General features: G+C 68.0%; 13 protein-coding genes and 1 tRNA gene. 3 read left to right on the top strand and 11 right to left on the bottom strand.

The features are described from left to right. Positions 1 to 381: 381 nt before the first annotated feature. Positions 382 to 651, bottom strand: a complete 270-nt coding sequence (locus ACERMF_RS03600; protein ID WP_373667654.1) for a hypothetical protein — start codon at positions 649 to 651, stop codon at positions 382 to 384. A gap of 1,720 nt (positions 652 to 2,371) precedes the next feature. Between ACERMF_RS03600 and ACERMF_RS03595 the strand changes: the two genes are divergently transcribed. Together ACERMF_RS03595 and ACERMF_RS03590 are read left to right on the top strand one after the other, a co-directional pair. Continuing rightward, positions 2,372 to 2,581: a helix-turn-helix domain-containing protein gene (locus ACERMF_RS03595; RefSeq protein WP_373667653.1), complete on the top strand. Its 210-nt coding sequence runs from the start codon at positions 2,372 to 2,374 to the stop codon at positions 2,579 to 2,581. A 426-nt stretch (positions 2,582 to 3,007) separates the two neighbouring features. After that, on the top strand, positions 3,008 to 4,273 hold the full coding sequence (locus tag ACERMF_RS03590; protein ID WP_373667652.1) for a tyrosine-type recombinase/integrase: 1,266 nt from the start codon (positions 3,008 to 3,010) through the stop codon (positions 4,271 to 4,273). Between the two features lie 169 nt (positions 4,274 to 4,442). Here ACERMF_RS03590 and ACERMF_RS03585 read toward each other — a convergent pair whose 3' ends face one another. The 9 genes from ACERMF_RS03585 to ACERMF_RS03545 all read right to left on the bottom strand — a co-directional run bounded on the left by ACERMF_RS03585 (position 4,443) and on the right by ACERMF_RS03545 (position 22,047). Further along, positions 4,443 to 5,153, bottom strand: a complete 711-nt coding sequence (locus ACERMF_RS03585) for a CBS domain-containing protein (RefSeq protein ID WP_373667651.1) — start codon at positions 5,151 to 5,153, stop codon at positions 4,443 to 4,445. 77 nt (positions 5,154 to 5,230) lie between these two features. Further along, entirely contained in the window at positions 5,231 to 8,155 is a 2,925-nt protein-coding gene (locus ACERMF_RS03580) for a DUF499 domain-containing protein (RefSeq protein ID WP_373667650.1), read from the bottom strand. After that, positions 8,152 to 10,938: a hypothetical protein gene (locus ACERMF_RS03575; protein WP_373667649.1), complete on the bottom strand. Its 2,787-nt coding sequence runs from the start codon at positions 10,936 to 10,938 to the stop codon at positions 8,152 to 8,154. Before ACERMF_RS03575 ends, ACERMF_RS03580 begins: the two co-directional genes overlap by 4 nt. Position 10,939: 1 nt before the next feature. After that, on the bottom strand, positions 10,940 to 14,167 hold the full coding sequence (locus ACERMF_RS03570; protein ID WP_373667648.1) for a helicase-related protein: 3,228 nt from the start codon (positions 14,165 to 14,167) through the stop codon (positions 10,940 to 10,942). Between the two features lie 934 nt (positions 14,168 to 15,101). Further along, a tRNA-Met gene (locus ACERMF_RS03565) sits at positions 15,102 to 15,179 on the bottom strand. Between the two features lie 116 nt (positions 15,180 to 15,295). Then, entirely contained in the window at positions 15,296 to 18,259 is a 2,964-nt protein-coding gene (locus tag ACERMF_RS03560; protein ID WP_373667647.1) for a UPF0182 family protein, read from the bottom strand. Between the two features lie 162 nt (positions 18,260 to 18,421). Beyond that, positions 18,422 to 19,522 carry a PDZ domain-containing protein gene (locus ACERMF_RS03555; RefSeq protein ID WP_373667646.1) on the bottom strand — a complete coding sequence of 367 codons (1,101 nt, stop codon included), beginning with the start codon at positions 19,520 to 19,522 and terminating at the stop codon, positions 18,422 to 18,424. Between the two features lie 46 nt (positions 19,523 to 19,568). Then, entirely contained in the window at positions 19,569 to 20,837 is a 1,269-nt protein-coding gene (locus ACERMF_RS03550) for a S8 family serine peptidase (RefSeq protein WP_373667645.1), read from the bottom strand. A 142-nt stretch (positions 20,838 to 20,979) separates the two neighbouring features. Next, complete coding sequence (locus ACERMF_RS03545) at positions 20,980 to 22,047, bottom strand: NAD-dependent epimerase/dehydratase family protein (protein ID WP_373667644.1); 1,068 nt, start codon at positions 22,045 to 22,047, stop codon at positions 20,980 to 20,982. Between the two features lie 125 nt (positions 22,048 to 22,172). Between ACERMF_RS03545 and ACERMF_RS03540 the strand changes: the two genes are divergently transcribed. Next, positions 22,173 to 23,657 (top strand): zinc-dependent metalloprotease, encoded by a 1,485-nt coding sequence (locus ACERMF_RS03540; protein ID WP_373667643.1) that lies wholly within the window; start codon positions 22,173 to 22,175, stop codon positions 23,655 to 23,657. Here the strand turns inward: ACERMF_RS03540 and ACERMF_RS03535 are convergent. Beyond that, positions 23,594 to 24,211, bottom strand: coding sequence for a M48 family metallopeptidase (locus tag ACERMF_RS03535; protein ID WP_373667642.1), 618 nt, complete (start codon positions 24,209 to 24,211; stop codon positions 23,594 to 23,596). The two genes, ACERMF_RS03540 and ACERMF_RS03535, sit on opposite strands and share 64 nt — an antisense overlap. Positions 24,212 to 24,513: the final 302 nt, after the last annotated feature.

Genomic DNA, 24,513 nt, shown 5'->3' with positions numbered 1-24,513 from the left:
CAGCCCGGAAGCGCGTGCACAGCTGCTTGAAGATCGCCACGCCCTCCATGCTTCGGATCGCGCTGGCCCTCGATGAGCCGGTCGGCGACCGCGACTGCCGGTGGTGCTCGCAGTGCTCGCAAGTTCCCAGCTTTGGTTTCTCCACCCCGAGGATAGATCGAAGCCCCACTGGCACCCCTTCCTCCCTGACGTCCACCGTAGCGAGTGACAGGTTGAGGGCGCACGCTCCCCGAACAACCGGTTAGGCGTGGTTTGGATCTCGGCGACCACTAGTGGTGGTCTCGATGGGCGCTATGCATCCGCCAACGCGCCACCCAGATGCACGGTGCACGGAGCTGCAAGGGGCGTTGTCGCATAGCAGCGAGACCAGCACGGATGAGACTACGAGGGTCGGGGCAGCTCTTCCGGCTTCACGTAGTCACCGACGGCGTGTATGCGCCAGCCATCGAACGGCTGACCAAGTTCCGGGCGATGCTGCAGCGTTAGCACCTGAGCGGACGCGAGAATTTCAGCATCGATGTAGTAGCTCTGGTCTTGGTTTGGTACGCGCACGAAGCGGACGTACGCCACGTCGTCAACAGGTGCATGCTCGACATCATGCGCGAACTGTACGCCCGTCGCCAGGTTCAGCTCAGCGAGTGCGTCTGCCACTGCATCACGTTGTTGTACCCAGGCCGCGAGGGACTCCGGTGTGACCAACGATGCAAGCAGTTCATCCGAATGGTCCGATTCCAGGAACGACTGTGGAACGTTGCGGCGAGCTGGACCTGTGGGGGTAGCTCGTCGGCGGCAGGTAGCGAAGCATCCGTCGTAGGCCGCAGCCCCTGACCTTGGGGACGGTCTGGCTCCGGAGGGTCAAGTTCGCTCATCCGGGCACCTTAGCGGTTCCTAGAGATCGAACCGCTGAGGCTGTGAGCTCCTCTCCAGAGGACCGGTGATGTGCAGCTATGGGCGTAGGCCACTGTGACCGCGACCGCGCATCATCACGGCGATGCGCGGCTCCTGAAACCGCTCTCCAGTCCTCTGGCCAAGTCGTTCGGGCACGATCGCCACAGCGGCACCGGCGGGGAACCGAGGCTCGCGAAGCGGCGTCCCATGAGACCACCAGACTGACAAGTGTGTGGCAATCGAGGAGCTCGATCCAGACGGCGTATCCAACGCGTCGAGTGCGTCAGCCGCTTCAAGCGATCTCAACGGAGGCAATGAAATCCGCGGAATCCCCGACCTCCCAGGCCTGGTCCCAGAGTCGCTTCCCAGACTCGGGCCATTGATCGTGCCGGCTCTTCTGTAGCCGATACGACCGGAATCGGCTGAAGATAAAGCTGAGGACGTCGGGCCAAAGAACCTGTGGAACGCTCGGATAATCTAGTGCGAGTTTCCGGTTATACGTACTACCGAGGCAGAACAGGGAGACAAGGAGGTGAGAATCCGACCAGCTACCTGAGTCGTAGAGCGACTGAGCCACTTCGTCCTGCCGACGTGGGGGGACGGGTCCTACCGCTCCGAGCACACGCTGCATGTTCCCGGCGCAGGGAGTGGTCCAAGGACCGTTCAATCGACACTTACTCTTCTTGATCTCCGCGAACACCAGCACCATTTTTCGCTGGTCGAACCTCGTGATCGCATCGTGGTCACGGAGAGGTTCCCCGACGACCTCGCTCCGATGTGGAAAGCGAACTCCGATAATGTCGACATCTGTTCTCTGATTGACTCCCTCGTCTGGATGCACGACAAAGTTCGGGATGGCGAGGAACCCATTGAGCCGGAAGTACCAGTAGCCGAGGTCCTCAGCCGTGAATTCCCGAGACGACATGGGTCACATCCCTGCGAGGTTGGTGCCGAAGCGGTCCAAGTCAGCACCCGTCATCACTCTATGGGCAAGAAGGCTGAAATGACGCAATCGTCGGGTCGTGATTCAGCAGGGCCGTGAGAGGTCGTGGCCTAGGGCGAGCGGGTGGTTCTTGCGAGTGGAGAGAGGCATCTGACCCTGCCAGTGTTGCGAGTGATGGGCGTCAGCCTGAGGCGACACCACCCGCACGCAATCACGGTTCTGAGCGAGTTTCGACAGCGGGCCAGATTCGCAGGATCTCGTCTCAGTGGTCTCTGGTCGTCCTGCGACGTCTCGGTGGGTGTCGCAGTGTTCCTCGTTGTAGAGCTCGCAGATGGACTCGTCGATTGTGCGACGGTCGCACGGATGTCACTCAGCGGCAGGCTCGAAGACAACTCCCTTCACACCCGCGACACCACGTCACCGCGCGGTCTTGACCGGCGCGGACCGCGACCACGAAGCGTGCGAAGGACCCACCGATGTCACAAACCACGTTGCGTCGGGGGGAGTCCTTCTACAGCCGACCACGAGAGGAGCACCGCCATGACCGCGACCCTGATCCCCGACCAGACAATCATGCCGGCGACGATGACCATCCCGGAGACCGCCGAGCTGCTCAGCATCAGCCGCTCGGCCGCCTACCGCGCCGTGGCCCGCGACGAGATCCCCTCGGTCCGCATCGGGCGGCGTCTGCTCGTCCCCACCGCCAAGCTCTACGCCATGCTCGGCTGGCTTCCCGACCCGACCGGCTGAGGGCACCGGCGTCCACAGGCCGGCGCCCCGTCTGCGGGCACACCCTCGGGACGCCCGGCATCGTGGTCGGATCCGATGTGTGGAGGTAGACCGTGAACGGCGACGACGATCTGTTCACGAATGTCGAGCGTCAGGAGTTCGGCTACTACCCCACCGTCGCCTGCATCAGCGCCGACGCGAACGACTGGCCGAACCTCGCCGCGCTATCCAAAGCGCGCTCGCCGGGCTGTACCTCCACCGCGACTTCGTGGTCCACGCCCAGGCCGACGAGGCACCCGACCAGCAGCACACCTGGCGAGTACTCGACAAGATCCGCGCCGGCTACAACCCGGCCGTCACCTGGGTCGGTTTCGTTCTCGAGGTGTGAAGCCGTCGACACGAACTCCGAGCGGAAGCCCGAGCAGTGACACCCGCGGAGGTTGCCCCGTGACCCGACAGGTCTACAAGCGCTGCACCCGCTGTCCGAAGCGCACCCGCTTGGGCGCGGGGGATCGGCACTGCCCGGCCTGCGGCAGCTCAGACTACACGTGGGGTTTCGTCGTCGACATCGGCGACGACCCCGCGACCGGCAAGCGGCGACGACGTCGAGGTGGTGGGTTCGCCACGCGCAGGGAAGCCGAGGCCGCACTGCGTGAGGTGCTCAACAAGCGCGACCGCGGGCAGCTGGTGCAGCCCACCACGGTCACGGTGAAAGAGTTCCTCGTCGACCAGTGGCTGCCCGCAATGCGGCTGAGCATCGGGGTGACCACGCTGGAGGGCTACCGCGGCAACATTGAGCGCTACATCGTCCCGCGGGTCGGTGACCTGCCGCTGCGTGCGCTCACCCCGCCGGTCATCAACCGGCTCTACGCCGACATCCGCGACAACGGCCGCACGCGCGGCACCGGGCCACTCTCGCTGAAGTCCGTACGCGAGGTCCACGTGACCCTGCACCGAGCACTCGAGGACGCGGTCCGGTGGGAGTACCTCGAAACCAACCCGTCGGACCGGGCAACCGCGCCATCGGCAACCGCGGCACGCAACGAGCGACGCAAGCGGATCCGAACCTGGTCGGCCGCGGAGGTCAATGCCTTCGCCGTGTTCATCGAAGGCCACGAGCTTCACGAGCTGTGGGCGCTAGCAGCCTCGACCGGACTGCGACGATCAGAGCTGCTCGGTCTGCGCTGGATCGACCTCGACCTCGAACGACGTCTGCTGTCCGTCCGCCGAGTGCTGGTCAAGGTCGGCGGCACAGCACAGTTCAAGGACGCCCCCAAGTCCGCGCACGGATTCCGCACTATCAGCATTCCGCCGCGCGTGACCCAGCTGCTCATAGCGCTGCGGGCCTTGCAGGCCGAGCAGGCTCTCCTTCGGACGATCCCTCCCGAGGAGGCGCTGGTGTTCTGCCGCCAAGACGGCAAACCGTGGCATCCCGACCACGTCTCGTCGACGCTGCGGGAGCTCGTGGCCTCCAGCGGCCTTCCGCGGATTCGGCCGATGCAGGACCTACGCCACACCCACGCGACGCTGCTGATCGGCGAGGGTGGCGTGAACGTCAAGGTCGTCCAGGAGCGGCTCGGCCACCATTCCCACTCCTTCACCGCCGACACCTATCAGCACGTCATCCCAGGCATGGACGAAGCTGCCGCCAGCCGCTTCGACCAACTCGTCTTCGGCGACGCAGAGGCGGGGCCGCCATCCGACGACACTTGATCAATTGTGAAGCGTGTGCCGTGAGCTTCAGCGTCGAAAGCTCCATCTACGGGAGGGCCGGCACGCCGTCCAGATATCGCCGCCTTGGCGGTTGCGGAGCACACGACGGTGCCCACATGTCACCCTGTGCGGCCACAGGCCAATCAGGCGGGAGCTCTGCCGCTGCCATCTAGCTCGCGAGGGTCGGGAGGTCCCATGGAGTGAGGATGCCAAGCAGATCTTCGTGGATCGCGCCGGTCTTCGTGATGAGTAGGGCCGCCAACGGTTGACCGTGCTCGTCCGGGTGCGTGTGGAACGCCCGCCGCGCGTCACGCTGGGGCAGGTCACGAGGCACGAACCGGTAGTCCACACCGCCGGTCCGAGCTACACGGCCCACGGGGGCATCCTCGACGAGACCGATGCTCTCCAACTCGCTGGCTATCCACACCAAGAGGTCGTGACTCGACAGCAAGCCTTGAAACTTCACCGTCTGATCGACGACGGGCAGGCTGGTGTAGTCGTTGCTCTGCATGAGCTTCAGAGCGTCGCGTACGGTCGAGTCCGGTCGTACCGTCGCGACGTTGCCCGGCCTCGCCGAGAAGATGTCGACGCGCGGGACGCGACCCGACAATGCCTCGAGTATGCCCTCCGCTAGTACTGCACCCTCCGCGGTGGCAACAACCGGGCGCCGGCCACCAAAACGGCGGTGACTGAGCAGATTCCGGATTTCCCAGAGACTCCGACAGTCAGCGAGCTGTACCTCATTGAGGTGACCGTCTCGGTATGCCGCCGACGCCGCATCCTTGAACTCGAACCTCTTGTGCTCCGGGGGCGGGTAACGGCGCTTGAGCTCTTCCTCGAGGCTAACGATGGCGGTCTCAAGTCGGTCGGTGACATTCATGGCTCTGGACTCTCCATCGTTCCGATGCACTGGAGGCGTGAGTCGGCTGGGTAGGCAAGCACCGCAACAGCCGACTCCTACGCAAGAGGTTCGTCGTCCTTTACCGATCCCTTGCCAATGGTCTCAATGGCGTGCTGGATTCGGCTCAGATCGGTCTCCCGCATCGTGACGGTGACGCGAAGATCGATGACCTGCGGATCGTTGGTCGCTCGGCTCGCAGTGTCCAGCCTGTTCGCAAGGGTGGTGAGGATGGCCCACACCTCCCGCTGGTGCTGCATGTTTCCGAGCGAGACGCTCGGCAGATGTATCTGGTACTCCCGCAGCGGCGCCTTCGTCGCTGTCGTACCGCCAGAGCCACCCGAGGGCTGCGCCGTCCCGTCCGAGGCGCCTCCCGACCCTTCACCGGAACTGTCCGTTTCGTTGCCCTTGTCCGCATCATCGTTCTCCATGACTCCAACGGGAACGAACGTGGCATCCATTCGGTTTATGGCGACCTGGCCGGGGCCTGCAACACCGAAGACCGTGCCATCACTCCCTTCGAGCTGCCAGCCACCGGGCGCGCTCAGACCGACGCCGAGCAGGCCGTCCCACGCAGCGGTGATGTCGCTGGTAGACGTGACCAGCGGGAACCGCGGGTCACCGTAGAACGCTGCGACGATCTCTCTTGGGGTGAGCGGGCGGCCGAAGTTGGTAAGCAGTATCTCGAGGATCTTCGGTGAAAGCTGGCCAGGCTGCGACGCACGTCCAGCGTTGACCAGTTCAGTCCAGACGTTGTCACCACGCAGTGACGTCTGGGTGTCCTCATCGAACCTACGGTGCTGAACCTCGGCTGCGATATCCGAGTCGTGTCCCGGAGCAACGAATGCATAGTGGCGGTACGCGGTCTGGATACGTGCGCGTAGCAGCCTCTCTGCATCGGCCAGGCTGGACTTGACCTGCTTGAGAGTGTCCTCGTCGCTCTCGGCGAGCTGGCGCTGAACGTGCTTCCACGCAACAACGTCCTCACCTGCCTGTTCGACGTAACGCCGCTGCTGGGTATTGACCGTTGCGATCACGCACGAGGCAGCATGGGCAACAGTGCGATCGCCCATACCCAGCAGGACGCTGATGTCGGTCCGAGTCTGAGAGTCACGTCCGTTGAGCAATGTCCAACGGAACGGGTCAAGTACGACCAGGCGAGTATCGGCCTCATCAATCTGGTGAACGACCTGGTCGGCAGCGACGCCCTCCCCGGGATCCTCGAGGACGATCACTTTGCCGAACGGGCTCTGATGGCGACTAGCGATTGTGCGAATCTCGTCGAGGACGGTGGCGCGAACGTCGGCCGCTTGGACCTGGTTGCGGGCGGCCTTCTGCACCGCCTGCAGCGTGCGCTTGATCGACAGCCAGTAGCGGTTGCGGTGGTTGTCGGGCTGGTCAACCTCGAGGGATCCGAGGCCCTCCTCCGTATCGGTCAGGCGCAGGAGCACCTCGTCCGCTGCCGAGAACTCCATGCCGGGCACCCAGACGGCAGCATGCAGCTCGGCCTTGGTCGCTCCCCTCGCCCCCTGCGCGCGATTGACCAGTGAGAGGTTGAATAGGCCAGTCGCCATACGCACGGCAGGTGCGGGCTGTTGCGACGAGATCCCGGCGTCGCGGATTGATTGATCTATGTCGACTGCACGGCCGGTCGTACCGGACAGCGCAATCACGTCGGTCGATGCGAGGTTCGCGAAGCCCTGCATCGCCGCCTCGTTGCCCAAGAGCAGTCCCGAATTCAGGATGTTGTCGAGCACATCGTGGCCATTGAGAGGTAGATCCCCGATGCTTACGACCGGCGGCACCCACCGTCCCTCATTGTGTTCCTGAAACCAATGCAGCAAGGTGGCCGCGAAGATCCTGACCGTCGAGCGGACCCGCTGGAATCCGACCGTCGTCGACCACTCGTCTTGTACGAGCGCGACGAGGTCGGGGTGGAACGGGTAGGCCGCTGCGAGCCGATCGGTGACGGTGGTCAGGTTCCGTCCACCCGGCAACCGGTCGAACACCTGCTCCCGCCAGGTGTCGTCTACCGTCGACTGGAAGGCGTCGACCGCCTCAGACACCAGCGCCTCGTCAGGCGGAGTGACGAACAACCGCCGTCGGATGATCGACAGGAAGTCCTTGGACTCAGACACTGGAGCGGGCTTGCCGTTGCGGTTCACCCGTGACTGCAGGAACTCACGGAAGTCCTGCGCAACCTGTGGGTAGCCGTGCTGGTCGAGATCTGAGCGGATCATCACGAGCAGGACGGCGACATGCTCCACGTCATCGCAGGCATCGAACAAGGAGTTCAGGAACTGGTGCTCGTCGGACTGCAGCCGGTTGACGTACTCGTTGGATGCCGCTGCGGCGACGTAGTCCATGAGTTCGTCGATGAGGACGAGCACGGGCTTGCCAACCAGCCGGAGCGCCTCCGCGACCGTGGCCTTGTCCGCCCCCCGCGCGCGAAGCCGGTCGTAGGTCTCGCGGTCATTCGGGAACAAGCTCCACAGGAACCGTTCAAATAGCGTTTCGGCGGGACCGAACAGAGGGGAGGACTTGCCCGGCGAGAACTGGTCCGCGCAGAGCGCCACCGTGTGCACCTCGCCGACGTCGAGGGTGCGGCCCCCTGCCTGGGCCGTCGCGGTGACCCGCTGGCCGACCTCGGAGGTGAAGAAGGTTTGCGGTTCACGGGCCATGTGCCACATGCCGACCAGGGCGTGCGACTTCCCGCCGCCCATGCCCTGGGCGAACTGGAACAGGGCCGTTGCATCCGTGCTCGATGACGACCACAGCCTCCGTGCGACCGATGCGAACACCCCGACCATCGTGTCAGTCGGCTCGGTGATGTCGCACCAGTACGACGCCTTCCGGTACGGGACGTCAGCTGTCTGGTAGACGACCTTGCCGAGGCTCATCTGAAGCTCGCCGACGGATCCGTCCGAGGCGATGACCTCGTCACGCAACTGCAGCCGTTCGGTCCAGTTCGGCATCCCGCTCATCGTGCATCCCCCACTTCCAGCACCTGCTGTTTCCGGCCACTCGAGACGCGGTCAGCGGCCTGCCCGGTCAAGTTCACGATCTGATTACGCGATCGCTGCACAGCCGCGAGCGCTTTGGCTGTCGGGTGCGACTGCGAGAGCACGCGTTCCAACTCAGAGATGACGGCCCACAGGTGCGCATCAGAGGGGCCAGTTATGCACCCTGACACAACGGCTTGCGCGAGCACATCAGCGACCCCGTCGGCGCCCTGGGTGATCCACCGGTGGGAGATGGCTCGGGCGAGCAAGAACAACGGCGTGTGCTCATCCGGGTCGGCATCTGCGGGCTCGACCAGCAGTGTGAAACCCTTGCTGGATTCCTTGAGCAGGTCACGGACCTCTTCGAGCCGGATCGCGTCGCCCTGCGCCATGAACCGTGCCTCACCTTTGGCGACAGCCCCCAGCCCGTGGACCTGCAGCCAGTAGACGGCGAGGCGAGTGCCGGCATCGAACGTCTCAAGTGGCAGCGAGTCGAGCACGAGCGTTGTTGCGTCCTTTACTACGGTGCGGGCCAGCAGCAGGTAGCGCTCCAGACTGGCGTGCTCGCCATCGGGCTGGAGCACACTCGCGTACTGGCCGAAGACCTCCATCGCCGGCCCATATGCCGCCATCAGCTGGTCGGGCATCGCGAGACCGTCTTGCCGCCAGCGCTTGACCCGGGCGGCGACCTCCCGACGAACCTCAAGGTCGACCTGCGACATCATCCCGTCCGGACGTCGTTCGGGAGCGACCCGGCACCCGATAGTGACCGTGACCTTGATCGACGCGACTCCGGTGTTGGCCGACTCAGTACGCGCTGGCCAGGACGAGGTAACGACGAACCGTGCCTCATGTAACGCGCCGAGCAGGCGGACCCAGGCATCAGGATCGTGGTGGCCGAACACGACCGTGAGATGGCCGTCGTCCTTGAGTACGCGCCGCATCTCGGTGAAGGCGGCGGCGAGTTGTTGGTGATACCAGTCGCCAGTTCGGTGATCGTTCACCGCGCCACCGCCGCGCTTGACGATGATTTCCTCATCCTTGGGTTGCAGCGACGGCGCTTCCGGACCGAACACGTCGGGCATCACATCGTGCAGTGTCCGGCGCACCCAGACGTAAAGCAGATCGGATGCGTCCGAGTAGTCGATCATGTTCAGGTATGGCGGATCGGTGATGCACGCATCCACCGAGTTGTCCCTCAATGGCAGGGCCGTGGCTGACCCTTGACGGAAGCGACCATTGCGCGCCTCGCTCGAAGGCCACTCCAGCACCCGTGTTAGCGCATTCACCGAGGTATCTACGATCGAGTCCCAGGTCCCAGGTCCCTCCCCAGGGCCTGCCTCGATGTAGTCGAACCCATCGGAGACCTTCGACTCGTCCGCGTAGACGTCGGACGTCTGGACCCGGTTCTGCTTCGAGCCGTCCGACTTGCCGTGGGTGAGTAGTCGGGCACCACGCGTCGCACGGCGAACCCGTCGGCCAAGTGTCGCTGCGGCGAACCCGGCCAGTGCCGTGACGTAGTCACTCGATGCACCCGCCCCCCTAGCGTCCGCGGCGAGGTCTCGGATTGCTTCTGCGTTGAGTGCGAACTGCACAGCCTGACGACGGTTCATCAACGACCCATAGGTCGGATACCCGTACCCGCTGGCGCGGACCGTGTCATTGTTCCCTGCGGGGATCGGCTCGTCCGGTACGACGGACAGCGCGCCGACGGGCTCAAGGCTTGCATGCTGGGCCGCCAGGAAGGCCCTGATCTCATCGTCGCGGAGGAAACGAAAGTCCTTGGCCCCCTGCCGCGGCTGCGCATCGGAAGCGACTAGCGGTATGTCGTCATAGTCTCCGGCGAAGCCCTTCCGCTTGATGGTGTCGCGGGAGTGCACGTGGCCGCAGAACAGGCATCGGGCCGTCTTCTTGCTGCTCCCAGGGGGAGCAGTGAAGGTGGGCTGCTGCTCAGGAGTACCGTCTTCGACCTCTGCGCGGAAGGTGTCGCCACTTGTGACGAGCCTCATCCACTGGCCGCGATCACCGGTCTTCGTATAGGGGTGCCGAAGGACCAGTGATCCGACTATGGGGAACCGGCGTTGACAGCCATCGCAGGCGATGGTTACCGCGCAGACGTAGCCCCACGGGAACCGCCCGTCGGCATTCCGGGGGTAGTACTGCTCTGCCTTGACCTCGAGACGCCGGCCGACCTCGAGCAGGAAGGCTTCGACGTCACGGACGAGCTTGGGGCGATCGTCGTCGAACATCCCCTTGGAATCTGGGTACCACCCAGCTGGAAGGTCGGGTTCGCCAGACCAGTCACGGTAGGGGTAGTCAGCGAGCAGGCGGCTGGCGAGTACGGCCAGTGGCGCCAGGTCGACGCCGATGGCCCGAGCACCGAACCGCGCGGCTTCGAGGGGCAAGATCCCACGGCCGGAGAAGGGATCGAGTACGACGGGCGGCCCCTCTGGGTAGCGCCCTTCGATTAGGCTTGCCAGCCTGCTGACCGCGTCCTTGAACTCGATGAGGTCGGTCGCTGCGCCATCCTTGGCAGCCTTGTCGTAGCCGCGCACGACGATGTCGATGAGCCTCTGGGTCTGACCGTTGACGTCCGGAAGGAGCGCAGTGAGAGTCGCGGCGCGGGCTTGCGCGATGGGCCTCGCCGCAAACCACGTGGTCAACGCCTTCTCGGAGCGTCCCGATCCGGCGGGGTTCCCAACAGCCTCGTCGACCGCGTCGATGGGGAACCATCGGTCAATCTTGCGAACGCCACGGTCGTGCATGTTAGGCCTTCTCTGCGAAGGGGCGGAGTTGGGAAACGTTGATCCGGAACCGCTGATGGCCCTCCGGCGTGTTGGCGAGCACAGCAGCTGGGTTCTGGAGCCGCACCGCAATCTGGGGTGTTGACCCGGAACGGCAGCCAATGACCACGTACAGCCAATAGGCGTCGCCGAGTTGTTGGGCCTGGGTCCACTCGGACTGCTCCAAGGTGACGCCATCGAGGCCGTCGAGCAGGCTCTTGACCTCGACACACCTGGGCGGCTGGACGGGGTGGTTGACTGCCTTGAGGTCGTAGCCGACCCCTGCGGTCTGCATGTCGTGGACCTGGAAGTCGTTGCGGCCTAGTTCCTTTATCGCTTCACCGATGGCGACCTTCTCGCCGTTCTCGCGAAGCGCCGGGTCGTCCACAGTCATCCCAGCGGAGACGCGGATAGCGCCAATCAGCTGAGGAGGTGCCGCGTCGACGATCAGCATCCGATCGAGTTCAGCGTGGCGCGTCTGCATGCGCCGCTGGTACGCGGCGAGCAGCTCGGCGCGCTTGTCGTCTGGACGGTTCGAGATCTCCTGCTGGTAGCGCAGGTAGCCGTCCTCCATCGCGTTGCGGGTCTCCTGCGCCCAAGCTACTCGCAGCGCCCTACGCTCCTCCGCGACGTGTTTGACGTGGCGCATGGCGGCGTCGTTCAGGTCGACCCTCCCACCGGGCGTGAGCTCGCCCGGGTCGCTACTCGGTGCGGCGGCAGAGAGGCGCAGTACGGACGGCCAGTCCGGCACGACCGCCTCGCCGGGCCCCGAGAGCCTGACGAGGAACGGCAACCTGCGTGATGTGCGGCCGGTGTCCGTCTCGGTCGTGATGGTCGTCTCATAGACCCCGAGCACATAGGGGGTGTAGGACTCGGTGTCGACCAGCACCGGGGGTTCGGGCGAGGTGAGGTCCAGCATCCCCTCATCAACTGCCATCTCGGACAGCTCTGCGAGTGCTGGTTCCGTGGGGCCGAACACCGTGACCTGGTCGGTCAGACCGACCGCCCCTGCGGAGATGGCGTCGGCAACAGGCTTGCCGTGGGTCGCGACCAGCTTGATCTGCTTCCCGCCCATGAACTCAGGGAGGCTGCGTGGGGACGCGTCGAGGACGTAGATGCCGTCGTGCGGCCCGTTGGTCACCTTCCAGTCCTGCCATGCGGCGACCGTCTCCAGGAACCTGCGGACGTGGACCGGATTGATCTGCTCGAGCACGTCGTCCTGAAGGCGTCTCTGGGCGAGGTCAAGGTTGGTCTGCTGGGTGAGCCGCAGGTCGTTGTCTGCGATCTCCGCAGCAGCACGTTCCCAATGCTCAGAGTCGGGAACGTCCTCTCGATCGGCCCGGCCCTCCACGGCGCGGACCAACAGGGCGGCAAGGTCGAATCCGAGCCTTGCAGCGGTCGCGTCCATCAGGTCGTACATCCGGCCGGACAGCGACGTTGATGCTGCCGCGATGTTGTCCAGCATGACCTCCTGGACCCGACCCTCGGCCGTGTCGGGCGAGACTAGGTGGTAAACGAACACTGGACGCTGCTGGCCGATCCGGTGCAGCCGTCCCATGCGCTGCTCCAGACGCACCATCGACCACGGCACATCCCAGTTGAACATCACGTTGGCGCTCTGGAGGTCGATGCCTTCCCCGCCTGCGTCGGTGGATACGAGCACCTGGAAGTCGCGGGCGAGGAACCGCCGTTGCAGTAGGTCGCGTTCCTTGTGCCCAACGCCGCCGGATAGCAGCTCTGCGGTGAATCCAGCGTTGTGAAACTGCTCTACGAGCCATGTCGCAGTGTCTGTGAACTCGGTGAACACCAGTAGCTGGTCGTTGCCGGGCCTGACACCATGCTGTTCGGCCCGGTTGGCTAGCTGGTGCCACTTCGTCGGTGGCCCCGCCGCCTCGACGCGGTCGATGCTCGTCAGCAGCCCGTCGATGGCTTGCAGCTCACCCTGCTTGTCGGTTGTGTCGCTACCGACAAGGACCTGCTCGGCGTCTGCCCACCGCTCGTCGTCCTCGACCAGCCCGACCTCAGCCAGCTCCCCGGTCAGAGCCGCTACGAACCTCGGGTCGAACGTGCCCCGCCCGCGGGCGGCCTTCAACCCTTTGACGAACTCGCGGCGTCGCTCAAGTGTCGCGCGAAGGGCCGCCGTGGACGACGCGGCGCGCTTGCCGTAGATGATCCGCGCGATCGTGAGCGCGTGCGGGTAGTACGCCTCGACGTAGCCCATTACGTCGCGGTACAGCGCAGCCTCGTCTACCCGCAACGTCGTCGGCACCGTCTCCGATAGCCGTTCGGGGAACAGCGGGTTGCCCTCGGCGTCCTTGAGGTCCTCCTTCATCCGCCGCAGGAAGTGCGCAGACGACGGCACGCACGGCTGGTCGGTGTCAACCGCGTACACCGCCGGGTCCAGCAGGTGCATCAGCTCGCGAAAGAAGTCCTCCTTGCCGCGGTGCGGCGTGGCAGTCAGTAACAGCACATGCCGCGAACGACCCACGACCTGCTGGGCAGCGCCGAGCAACTGCGAGGTCGGTGTGAGCCGGTGCGCCTCATCGAAGATCGTGAGCGACCAGGAGGCGTGAGAACCCGCCAGCTTCGCGCGAACGTCCATGTTGTAAGTGAAGAGGTCGACCGACACCAGCCACGTGTCCACATCGCCACGCAGCGGGCGTAAGTCGCGTCCCACCTCCGAGGTCACCACCCCGACCTCGATGCCGAAGTAGGCCAGCATCTCACGCTCCCACTTCGGCACGAGGTGAGCTGGAACCACGATCAGCGCCCTGCCCTGCAGCAACATCTTCCGCCGGGCCTCAACGATGTAGAGGCCCGACATGATTGTCTTGCCTGTCCCCGGTTCATCGCCCAGCAAGAACCGCAGTTGCGGCTGCGCCAACATCCGGTCAACTGCTTCGTCCTGGTGGGCGAACGGTCGCAACGGCTTGGTCGCAAGTGCCCCCGAACGCATCTGCTCGGCAGCTGAGCGCATCCACAGTCCGTGCAGAGCCGCAAGGGTCCGTTGAGGGTCGGCCGAACGTCCAGCGACGGCCGAACGACCGGCCAGCACCTCCTCGCGGGTCATCGTCACCCGGTCGAGTGAGCCATCCGGGAGCTGAACGAAGAGTTGAGCAGCATCCTCGCCGAGGCGATCAGCACGTACGACGAGCACGAGTTGCTCGCGCGCGACAATCCGCTCGTCAGCCTGCGGCAACCAGTCCATCATCGGGTCAGCCTCCGCCGTAGCCTCAGCAATCTGTCAGTCCCCGAGCCGTACCCGCACGCCATGCGGAGTGAGAATCTCGCGCGCCATCCCATCTCCTTGAGCCTCCAACTGCGCGCGACGCGACTGCCCGGACTGCTGAGACTCCCACTGGGACCAAGTCGGGGCAGAGCCGCCTCGCTGTCCCAAAATTGCGGACAAGCTCTGCTTGCCGCGCAATGAGTGCACTGGACGACAGACCCCGCCGTGTCGCCGTGCGGACTTCTTGGCTGCTGACGGCGCTCCCGCGTGCTCCAGACGGCAACATGGGCTCAGTACCGTCCGTCACGTTAACGTGGTCCTCGATCGCAGTCCTCCGTCGGCCCAAGCCTAGCTTCGACGAAGTCTTTTGGGCTTAGTGTCGAGCGACCGACGAAGATGCCGGAGCCGACCCCGGATGCGCCCGCCGCAACCCGACTCGCCGTCTCGACCCGCGGGGGCACCTGATGCGGACACGATCTCGGCCTCGAGGCCTGGTCCACCAACCCCGCTACCTCTGACGTTGCATCTCGGCGCAACCACCGATGCAGCGTTCTGCCGCGCGCCATACCGGCGGGCCACCTCCGACGCCGGCGCGCCGTCGACCAGACCTCCAGCACCGCCGCATGACGCTGCTCGACCACACCCAACACCACCAGCACGACGGCCTCCTCGACCTCGAACGAGATCGAACAAGCCGAGCCGAACCGGACCCAGGTGTCACACAGCTACCGGAGCCACTGTCGCACAGCTACCGGAGCCGCGTCCGTGACCTGTCACCCGAGCACCGGAGCCAATGTGTCAAGCATCTACCGGACCCACACTAACGGGCTGTAACGGAGCGTGTTCGTCACCTCACAAAACCATGGCACCCATACGGCACCCATGAAATGCGAAAAGGCCCCGAAGGGCCTTTTCGTGGTAGCGGGGGCAGGATTTGAACCTGCGACCTCCGGGTTATGAGCCCGGCGAGCTGACCGAACTGCTCCACCCCGCGTCGATGGGCACAACGTACCGGCTCCCCCCGCCGGAACGCCAATCGACTCAGGCCACGACGCGGACATGACGCGACCCGGGCCGAAGCCCGGGTCGCGGTCGGTCTTGCAAGGCGGCTCAGCCGCCGGTGCCGTCTTCGGCATCGGCCTCGTCACCGGCGCCGGCGTCACCGGCCTCCTCGAGCAGTTCCTGGTCGGTGAGCTCGTCCTCGTCCGGCTCGACCAGTTCCTGCACGGTGATGCCCTGGGCCTCGGCAGCCTGCTGGAGCAGGTCACGCGCGGCCTCGACCTCGTCCTGGTAGGTGGCGAGGTCGCCGTCGCGCAGCGCCTGCTCGGCACGGGCGAAGGCGGCCAGCGCGTCGCGGAGCAGGTCCTCGGGGACCGGCACCTCGTCGGTGGGCTCGCCGTCGTCGTCCGGGTCGGTCGCGGGCGGGTCGGTGCCGGGCTCCAGGCCCGGGTCGCGGCCTTCCTCCTCGGCGATCGAGTCGGGGACGTCGATGCCGAGCAGCTGCCCCAGCGCACCGGCGAAGGTGGTGTCGAACGCGGTCTGGGTCCCCATCACCAGCACGACCCGGGCGAGCTCCGGGATCTCGGCCTGCGGGTTGAGCAGGAACAGCGGCTGTACGTACAGCAGCGAGTCCGCGATCGGCAGCACCTGCAGGTTGCCGCGTCGCACCTGGACCCCGTCGCGGTCACGCAGGGTGATGTAGGCCGAGATGTCGTCGTCCTGCTCGATGCGGGCCTGCGCCTGCAGCGGACCCAGCACCTGCGAGTCGGTCGGGAATCGGACCGCGAACAGCTCGTTGAGGTGCTCGCCGTCGGAGCGTCCTGCCAGCCAGGCGACCATGTTCTCGCGGTCGCGTGCCAGGTAGGGCTGGATGAGGACGAACTCCTCGGTCTCCTCGCCGGGTAGACGCATCAGCAGGTAGTAGGGCTGCATCAGGCGCTGGTTCTGTGTCCCGGTCAGGTCACCCGCGGTGCCGGTGCCCTGGTTGGCGGCGAAGGCCGGGTCGCGCGGGATCGACCACGCGTCGGCCCGGTTGTAGAACGCCGACGCGTCGGGGATGTGGTACGTGCGGTACAGGTCCGACTGCAGCCGGAACAGGTCCTGCGGGTAGCGGAAGTGAGCCACCAGTTCCTCGGGCGCGGCGTCGGCGGGCTGCACGATGCCGGGGAACACGCCCTCCCAGGCGTCCAGGACCGGGTCGTCCTCCTCGACGCGGTACAGCGTCACGTCGCCGTCGTAGCCGTCCACGACCGCCTTGACCGAGTTGCGGACGTAGTTGACCGGCAGTTGCCGCTGACCGAGGGTGAGCGTCGACACCTCGGAGTACGGGTAGGAGGTCGCGGTCGTGTAGGCGTCGACGATCCACTTGACCTGCCCGTCGGTGACGACCGGGTAGGGCGAGGAGTCGAGCTCGAGGAACGGTGCGATCTGCTGCACGCGGTCGCTGACCTGCCGGTTGAAGATGATGCGCGACTCGTCGGTGATGAAGTTGGTCAGCACCAGGTTGTAGTCACCGAAGCGCAGCGCGAAGGCGAGCCGCCGGGTGAACGTGCCGATGTCGACCCCGCCGGCACCGTCGTAGACGGTCGCGACCTGCGTCTCGCCGTCGGGCGACTCGAAGTCGAGCTCGACCGCGTCGGTGCGCACCAGGTTGTAGGCGGGGTTGCGGAACGTGCCGTAGTAGACCCCGGGCTGTTCGCTTGGCAGCACCTCGTCGGCACCGGCCGGCGGGATGTTGGAGGCGATGAAGACCGGCTGGCCCTGCGCGTTGGCGGTGTTGACCTGCGAGGCGACGACACCGAACCCGTGCGTGTAGGTCAGGTGGCGGTTCTGCCACGAGTCGTTGTCCTCGGGCAGCTCGGCGAGGTCACGGGTGGAGAGCATGACCTGGCGCAGCTCACCGTCGATCTCGTAGCGGTCGATGGCCACGTCGTTGAAGCGGTAGTAGGGCCGCAACGCCTGCAGCTGCTGATAGGTCGTCTCGAGGACCTCGGGCTCCCACAGGCGCACGTTGCGCAGGGTGACGTCGTTCTCGATGACGTCGTCGGCGTCGAGGTCGTTGGCGATGTCGAACGGCCGCAGCTCGACGTCCTCGAGCGCGAACGCCTCGCGGGTCGCGGCGAGGTTGCGTTCGATGAACGTCTCCTCGCGGGCGAGCTCCTGCGGGTCGACGCGCAGACGCTGGATCGCCGCCGGGTAGGCGCCCTGCAGGATGATCGAGGCGACGACCAGCAACCCGACCGCGGCACCCGGGAGCAGGAACCCGCGCTGACGCATGGAGACGAGCACCAGCACGATGGCGATCGCGCTGACCCCGAGCAGCAGGTACAGCGCCGGCAGCTCGGCGTTGACGTCGGTGTAGGAGGCACCGGTGACGGTTCCGCGCGGCGAGTACAGCAGCTGGTAGCGGTCGAGCCAGTAGCCCCAGGCGCGCACCAGCAGGATCGCGGCCAGCAGCACCGACAGGTGCACCTTGACCGACGGCAGCAGCTTCTCGCCCTCGGACTCGGGCCGGATGCCGCCGAGCAGGTAGTGCGCACCGGTCGTCAGCATCGCCGTCAGGATCAGCGAGGTGAACAGCCAGGTCTGGATGAACGACAGGAACGGCAGGTCGAACAGGTAGAAGCCGAGGTCGACGTCGAACAGCGCGTCGGAGCGGCCGACGGTGCCGCCGTTGAGCCACAGCAGGAAGTTCTGCCACTGGGCGCTGACGGCGACGCCGGAGGTGAACCCGAAGATGGCCGCCACACCCGCGATCAGCCACGGCAGGTAGGGGTCGGCGAGCTCGCGGTAGCGCTGGATCTGCGCCTGCTGCGGCGTGGCCGGGATGTAGAACGGCCGGAGTCGTCGCGCGACCAGCAGGTTGACGGCGATCAGGGCGGCGAGGAACAGCCCGAAGCCCAGTCCCAACCCGATCCGGGTCGTGAGCACCGTGGTGAAGACGTCGCGGTAGCCGCGGGCGTCGAACCACCACAGGTCGGTCAGCAGCACCGCGATGCGGTTGGCGCTGAACAGGACGAGCAACACACCGAGCACCACGACGGTGCCGAGACGCCGCCGTACGAAATCGCCCACGACTGGCCCTTCACGGCGCTGGAGAGGCACTCACCCCCGGGAAGAATTCGGTACGGCGAGGTCCGCGGATGCGCCGGGCCGCGGACGAACGAGGCTAGCCAGCGCCCACATCGGGGGCCAGTTGACGACCATGAGCGCACTCAGGTCCGCCCCGGCGGGACGTCAGCCGACCGCGGCCCGCGTGCCCGACCCCTGCAGCTGCACGGCCCCCGCCGGCTGCTCCCCCGCACGGACGGCGGACAACGCCGCCAGGGCGTCGTCGAGGGTGGCGACGGGCGCGAGCAGGACGTCGCGCTCCACCGGCGTGCCCAGTGCCTCGTCGAGGTTGGCGCTCGGAACCAGGAAGACGCTCGCGGCACGGCCGCCGTCCTCACGGTCGATGGCGCCGAGCACCTTCTGGCGGATCCCGCCGATGGCACCTACAGCGCCGTCTCGGGCGAGCGTGCCGGTCCCGGCCACGACCGTCCCGCCGGTGAGGTCCTGCGGTCCGAGCACGTCGATGATCGAGAGCGCGAACATCAGCCCCGCCGACGGCCCACCGATGACGCCGGCGTCGATCCGCACGTCGACGGGCAGCGCCAGCTCCGTCGACAGCAACACGCCGACGTAGGGACGCAGCTCGTCGTCGGCGGCCGAACCGAGCACCACTTCCACCTCGCGCTCGCCCTCGCCACGCCGCACCAACAGCGCCAACCGGTCACCGGGAGCGCGCGACTGCACCGCCGTGACGACCCCACGGTTGTCGGTGACCGGCGCCCCGTCCACCGCGGTGATGACGTCGCCGACCTCGAGCTGGTCGGTCACCGCGTCCTCGACCACCGCGGTCACCAGTGCCCCCTCACCGGTGACGTCGAAGCCGAGCTCCTCCAGCGCCGCCAGCGTGGCCGTCAGCTGGCTGTCGGCCATCAGCGCGGCGTTGTACTCGGCCACCTCGTCACGGTCGCTGCCCGGCGGGAACAGGGTGTCGCGCGGCACCGATTCGATCCCCGACGAGACGCTGGCGCGCAACCACTCGGCCAGGCCGAGCTCCTCGTCGACGGCCACCGTCGTCAGCAGCAACTCTCCCGTCGAGCCGTAGGCCCGCGCCCCCGTCACCTCGACCAGACGCAGCACGTCCTCGGCCGGTCCCGGACGCAGCGCCACGTAACAGGTCGGCTGGGCCCGCAGCAGCTCGCACGGGACGACGCCGCGCGCGATGGCGCCGCCCGCGGACAGCGCGGCGAACGCGACGACGACGGCGAGCAGCACGAGCCAACGACGCACGTGTCCTCCACCGTTTCGCCCCCGACCAGCCGAGGGTACCGACGCCTCACACGTGCCGTCTCGCCACGGCCGACCAGGTCGCGAGCGTGACACCGAGGCACACCGCCGCGACGAGGTGGACGACCCCGTCGGGCGCGACGTGTCCGGGCGACGGCGGGCTCGGTTCGGTCGGCAGCGCGACCACCTGCGGCTCGGGGTCGGGTGCCGCGGGCGGTTCCGGGCCGCGTTGCGCCGCCGGCTCGGGAGCTGGCGTCGGCTCGGCCGCGACGGCGGGCGGCTCCGCCTGACCCGTACCCGCCTCGTCGTCGGGTGCGGCTGCATCCACCGGTGGGCGCAGCGCGGCCACCTCGAGGTCGGTCGCGGCCGCCGCCCCGACGTCGATGCGGCCGTGGCCGTGGTCGGGATCGGGGCCGGGAGGTCCGAGGTCCACCGCGGTCGCCCGCAGGCGCTCGACCGCCTCCTCGGGTCCGTGTCCGGCCGACAGCAGCAGGGCGAGCGCCCCGCTGACGTGGGGCGCCGCGAACGAGGTGCCTTCCGCCAGGCCGTAGGTGTGGATCCCCGGCTCGCAGCGTGATGCGCCCGCGTCACGGCACCAGGTGCTGACGATGTCCACGCCGGGCGCGAGCACCGCGTCGGCCCGCACCCCCGAGGAGAAGGCGGCCCGCCGGTCGTCGCGGTCCACCGCGCCCACGAGCAGGACCGGGGAGTCCTCGGGGTACTCGGTGCGGGGGGCGGCCGCGTTGCCGGCCGCCGCGACGACGACGACCCCGCGGTCCCAGGCGTAGCGGACGGCGTCGGTCGGCGCGCCGGGGCCGACCGTGGCGCGGTCGGAGGACTTGACGCTCTCCAGCGACAGGTTGATGACGTCGGCGCCGTGGTCGACGGCCCACCGGATGGCGGCGTCCACGTCGCGGCCCTCGCCGGCACCGACCTCGTCGAGCACCCGGATCGGCAGCAGCCGGGCCCGGGGGGCGATGCCGGCGACCCCGATGCCGTTGTCGGCCGTCGCCGCGATGACCCCGGCCACCAGCGTGCCGTGCCCGTGCTCGTCCTGCGGCGGCCCTTCGCCGACCAGGTCGAGGCCGACCACCTCGCCGTCGGCGTCGCGGACGAACCGCTCCCGCAGGTCGGGATGGTCGAGGTCGACGCCGGTGTCCACGACCGCGACCACCACCCCCTCACCGCGTGGCGTGGCGGCCCAGGCGTCCTCGACGCCGATGCGGTCCAGCGACCACTGCTCGCCGCGGTAGGGGTCGCCGGCGGCCAGTGCCACGGCGGGCGCGAACAGCAGCAGGACGGGGAGCCATCCCGCCACGCGCCGACCCCGCCACCCGGGCAAACACCCGCCTTCCCGACGTGCGCCGCGCGGTCCGCGGCATCGGGGACCTCAACGAGCGGACGCCGGCAGCGCTACTGCGACACGACCCGGACGTCTGCCCGCGACGGTGGTCGCGCGCTCAGCGCGCCGCGCGCCGTTGGCGTTGCTGTCGGCGTCGCACCTCGCGGCCGGCCGCGATGGAGAGGACGCCGATGGCGGCGAGCGTCGCCGAGCGGACCGTCCGGCGCTCGGCCCGCATGCCGGCCAGGGCCACGTAACGGCCGTGCTCGCGCACCATGGCGACCAGGGCGTCGCGGTTGCTGTGCTGTGGCTGCCACCCCGTGTCGACCAGCTTCTCCGGCGTGGCCACCCAGGGATGCATGAAGTGGGCCACCAGCCCCGGCGGCTGGTCGCCGATCCCGAGCCGCCACATCCGCTCCGTGACGGAGAACGCGACCTCCTCGGGGACCGCGGCGGTGCGGCGGCCGACGATGGCGGTGACCTCGTCCATCGACAGCCAGCCCTCGGCGGTGACGTTGTAGACGCCGTCGAGGTCGTGCTCGAGCACGTGGACGAGGGCCGAGACCACGTCGTCGAGGTGGACGAACTGCAGCGGTGGCTTGTGCCCGCGCACCAGCGTGATCCGGGGCGACTCGAACACGCGGGTGAGGAAGTTCTGCGCGCCGGGTCCCAGCACGACGGCCGAGCGCAGCACCGTGACCCGCAGCTCGGGATGCTCGGGGACCCAGGTCTGCAGCCAGCGCTCGATCTCGGCCTGGTGCTGGACGTAGTTGAAGTCGGGGGTGCCGCGGACCGGGCTGTCCTCGGTCAGCGGTACGTCGTTGTCGGCGTGGGCACCGTACGCCGCCACCGACGACACGAAGACGATGCGCCGGACGCCGGACGCGGCCGCCGCCTCGAACACCCGTTTCGTGCCGTCGACGTTGATCTCGCGCATCGTCGGCTCGTCGTGCATCGGGTCGACCCGGAAGGCGAGGTGGACCACCGTGTCCGCCCGACCGAACACCTCGGCGAGGTCGGCGTCGCGCACGTCCGCCCGCCGGAACACCAGCTTGGCGGCGTCCACGCCCTTCGGCGCGACGAGGTCGAGCCCGAGCACCCGTTCGACGTCGGCCTGCGCCTCCAGCGCGGTCACCAGCCCCCGGCCGACGAAGCCGCCCGCTCCCGTGATCGCGACGGTGGTCACGGTCTCCTCCTCGGCCGCTCGACGCGTACCGTAGCGAGGGGGCACGGTCCGGTGTCCGGTCCCGACCGGTGCACCGCACCTCCGCCGAAACCGCCCATCCGAGCGTCGACGAGGCAGGACCCGAAGTGAGCGACGACCCGTTCCGTCCCGGTGACGACGAGGAGCCCGACGACCTGTTCGGTGGCGCGCTGCCTCCCGAGTTGAGCGCGATGTTCGAACAGATCGGCGGCAGCGAGGGCCTGGCCGCCATGGGCGCCCAGCTGTCGCAGCTGTTCGCCGGCGGGCTCGGCCAGTCCGGACCCGTCGACTGGAACCTCGCCAGCCGCGTCGCGCTGCAGATCGCCGCGGACGGCGATCGCGGCCCGACGCCCGAGGAGGAGACCCGCGGACGGCAGGCGCTGGAGCTGGCCGAGCACTGGCTCGACGACTCCCCGCTGCCGGCCCCGCCCGACGCCGGCCGGCTGGTCGTCGCCTCACGCCAGACGTGGGTCAACGCCGCCCTGACCGCCCTGCGCCCGATGGTCGAGCCGGTCGCCCGTGCCTCGACCGACGCGATGGTCTCGCTCGCGCAGGAGCAGCTGGGCGAGCTCGGCGAAGCGGGCCCGGCCGCGCTGCCGGGCATGGAGGGTCTGCCGGCGGGCCTCGGCGACTTCATCGCCAACCTCGGCGGCATGGACCTCGGCGCGATGCTGCGTCCGGCCGGCGCCGCGCTGATGGGCCTGCAGGCCGGGCAGGTGGTCGGTCAGCTGGCACGGCAGCTGCTGGGCCAGTACGACCTCGGCATCCCGACCGCACCACGCGCCGAGGCCTACCTGCTGGGCGTCAACGTCCACGCCGAGTTCGACGGCTGGGACCTCGACCCGATGGAGGTCGCGGTCGTGCTGGCACTGACCGAGGCGGCCCACCGCCGCCTGTTCCACGCGGTTCCGTGGCTCGAGGCCCACATCCAGTCCCTGGTCGCGCGCTTCGCCGCGGGCACGACCATCGACGCCGAGCGGATGCGGGAGGTCTCCGAGGAGCTGATGCTGGGCGTCGACCCCGACGACCCCGACTCGCTGCGGGCCGCCATGGAACGTGCCGCCGGCCTGCGGATGGAACCGACGGCGGACCAGCTGCGGGTGCTCGAACGCCTGCAGGCCGTGGTCTGCCTCGTCGGTGCCTGGGCCCGCCACGAGGCGGCACGCGTGGCCGGCGACCGGCTCCCCGGACGTGGCCGTGTCGAGGAGGTGCTGCGACGCCGCCGGGCGACCCGCGGCGACGGCGAGGAGCTGCTGGCCGCCCTGCTGGGTCTCGACCTCAAGCCCGACGACGAGACGCTCGGCGACGCGTTCGTCACCGCCGTCGAGGCGGCGCTGGGCCCGGTCGGCCTGCACCGGGCGCTCGCCCATCCCGAGAACCTGCCCGACGCCAGGGAGCTCGCCGACCCCGCGGCCTGGCTGGCCCGGACCTCGGACGACCACGACGTCCCCGACGACCTCAGCGAACTGCTCGGCGGCGACTTCGGCGACGCTCCCGTCGAGGACAGCGCCGAGGAACGTCTCCGTCGTCACCGGGGCGACGACTCCGGAGAGGGCTCGTCCGACGATCCCTCCGGCGACGACCCCGCCTGATCGCCCTGATCGTCCGACGGGGTGGCGGACGCGAGCTGGCCGGCGGCGAAGCCCTCGAGCCAGCCGCGGGCCCGCTCCGCCTGCGGGTAGCGCGCCACGAGCGCGGCGAAGTCCGGCCCGTGGTCGGGTGCGAGCAGGTGCGCCAGCTCATGCACGAGCACGGCGTCGAGCACCCAGGTCGGCGCCTGCGCGAGACGGTCGCTGATGCGGATCTCGCCCGTCGCGGGCGTGCAGGAGCCGTGGCGACGGCCCATCCGCGCCGACCAGCGCACCGAGGAGAAGGCCACCCCGTCGAGGTGGCGCTGCGCCAGGCGCCGGGCCCGCGCCTCGAGCGCCGCGTCGCCACCGAGCCGATCGCGTGAGCGGCGGCGCGTCACCTTGTCGACCAGGTCGTCGATCAGGCGCTCCTCCTCCGCCTGTTCGAGGCCGGCGGGCAACCGCACCACGATGCGTCCGCCCTCGGGTGCGGCGGAGGCCGAACGGCGCCGTTTCGGGCTGCGATGGATGTGCAGCTCGGGACGGCCGGCGGCGGCCGGGCGGTGTTCGACGGGCACGGGAATTCCTTCGGACTGCGGGCCCCGGATAGCACACGGCTGCGCACCACGCACGACCCGGCCCGAGCCGTGCGAGCCTCGCACGAGCAGGAGCGGGCCGCCCCGGACCGGCGGTTCCACAGGGTGTGGACGGGCTGTGGACGGTGACGGGCCGTCCCGCCCCGTCCCACCTGCGACGACGCGGGAAGTGTGGCACGACCGCGCGCACGGCCCGCGGCGCCATCCACAGGCGATCCACACGTGGACCCCACTTCGTCCCCAGGGCCTGTGGACGGGCCGCTCGACAGTCGCCTGCCGCCGGC

Source organism: Egicoccus sp. AB-alg6-2, assembly GCF_041821025.1.
Taxonomy (GTDB): Bacteria; Actinomycetota; Nitriliruptoria; order Nitriliruptorales; family Nitriliruptoraceae; genus Egicoccus.
Note: the sequence above shows the minus strand (reverse complement) of the source record. Positions and strands in the feature narration are given on the sequence as shown.

Bases quoted from the DNA above. Each gene is read 5' to 3' on its own strand.
- ACERMF_RS03595 (WP_373667653.1), top strand. From the start codon at position 2,372: ATGACCGCGACCCTGATCCCCGACCAGACAATCATGCCGGCGACGATG.
- ACERMF_RS03585 (WP_373667651.1), bottom strand. From the start codon at position 5,153: ATGAATGTCACCGACCGACTTGAGACCGCCATCGTTAGCCTCGAGGAA.
- ACERMF_RS03580 (WP_373667650.1), bottom strand. From the start codon at position 8,155: ATGAGCGGGATGCCGAACTGGACCGAACGGCTGCAGTTGCGTGACGAG.
- ACERMF_RS03575 (WP_373667649.1), bottom strand. From the start codon at position 10,938: ATGCACGACCGTGGCGTTCGCAAGATTGACCGATGGTTCCCCATCGAC.
- ACERMF_RS03570 (WP_373667648.1), bottom strand. From the start codon at position 14,167: ATGATGGACTGGTTGCCGCAGGCTGACGAGCGGATTGTCGCGCGCGAG.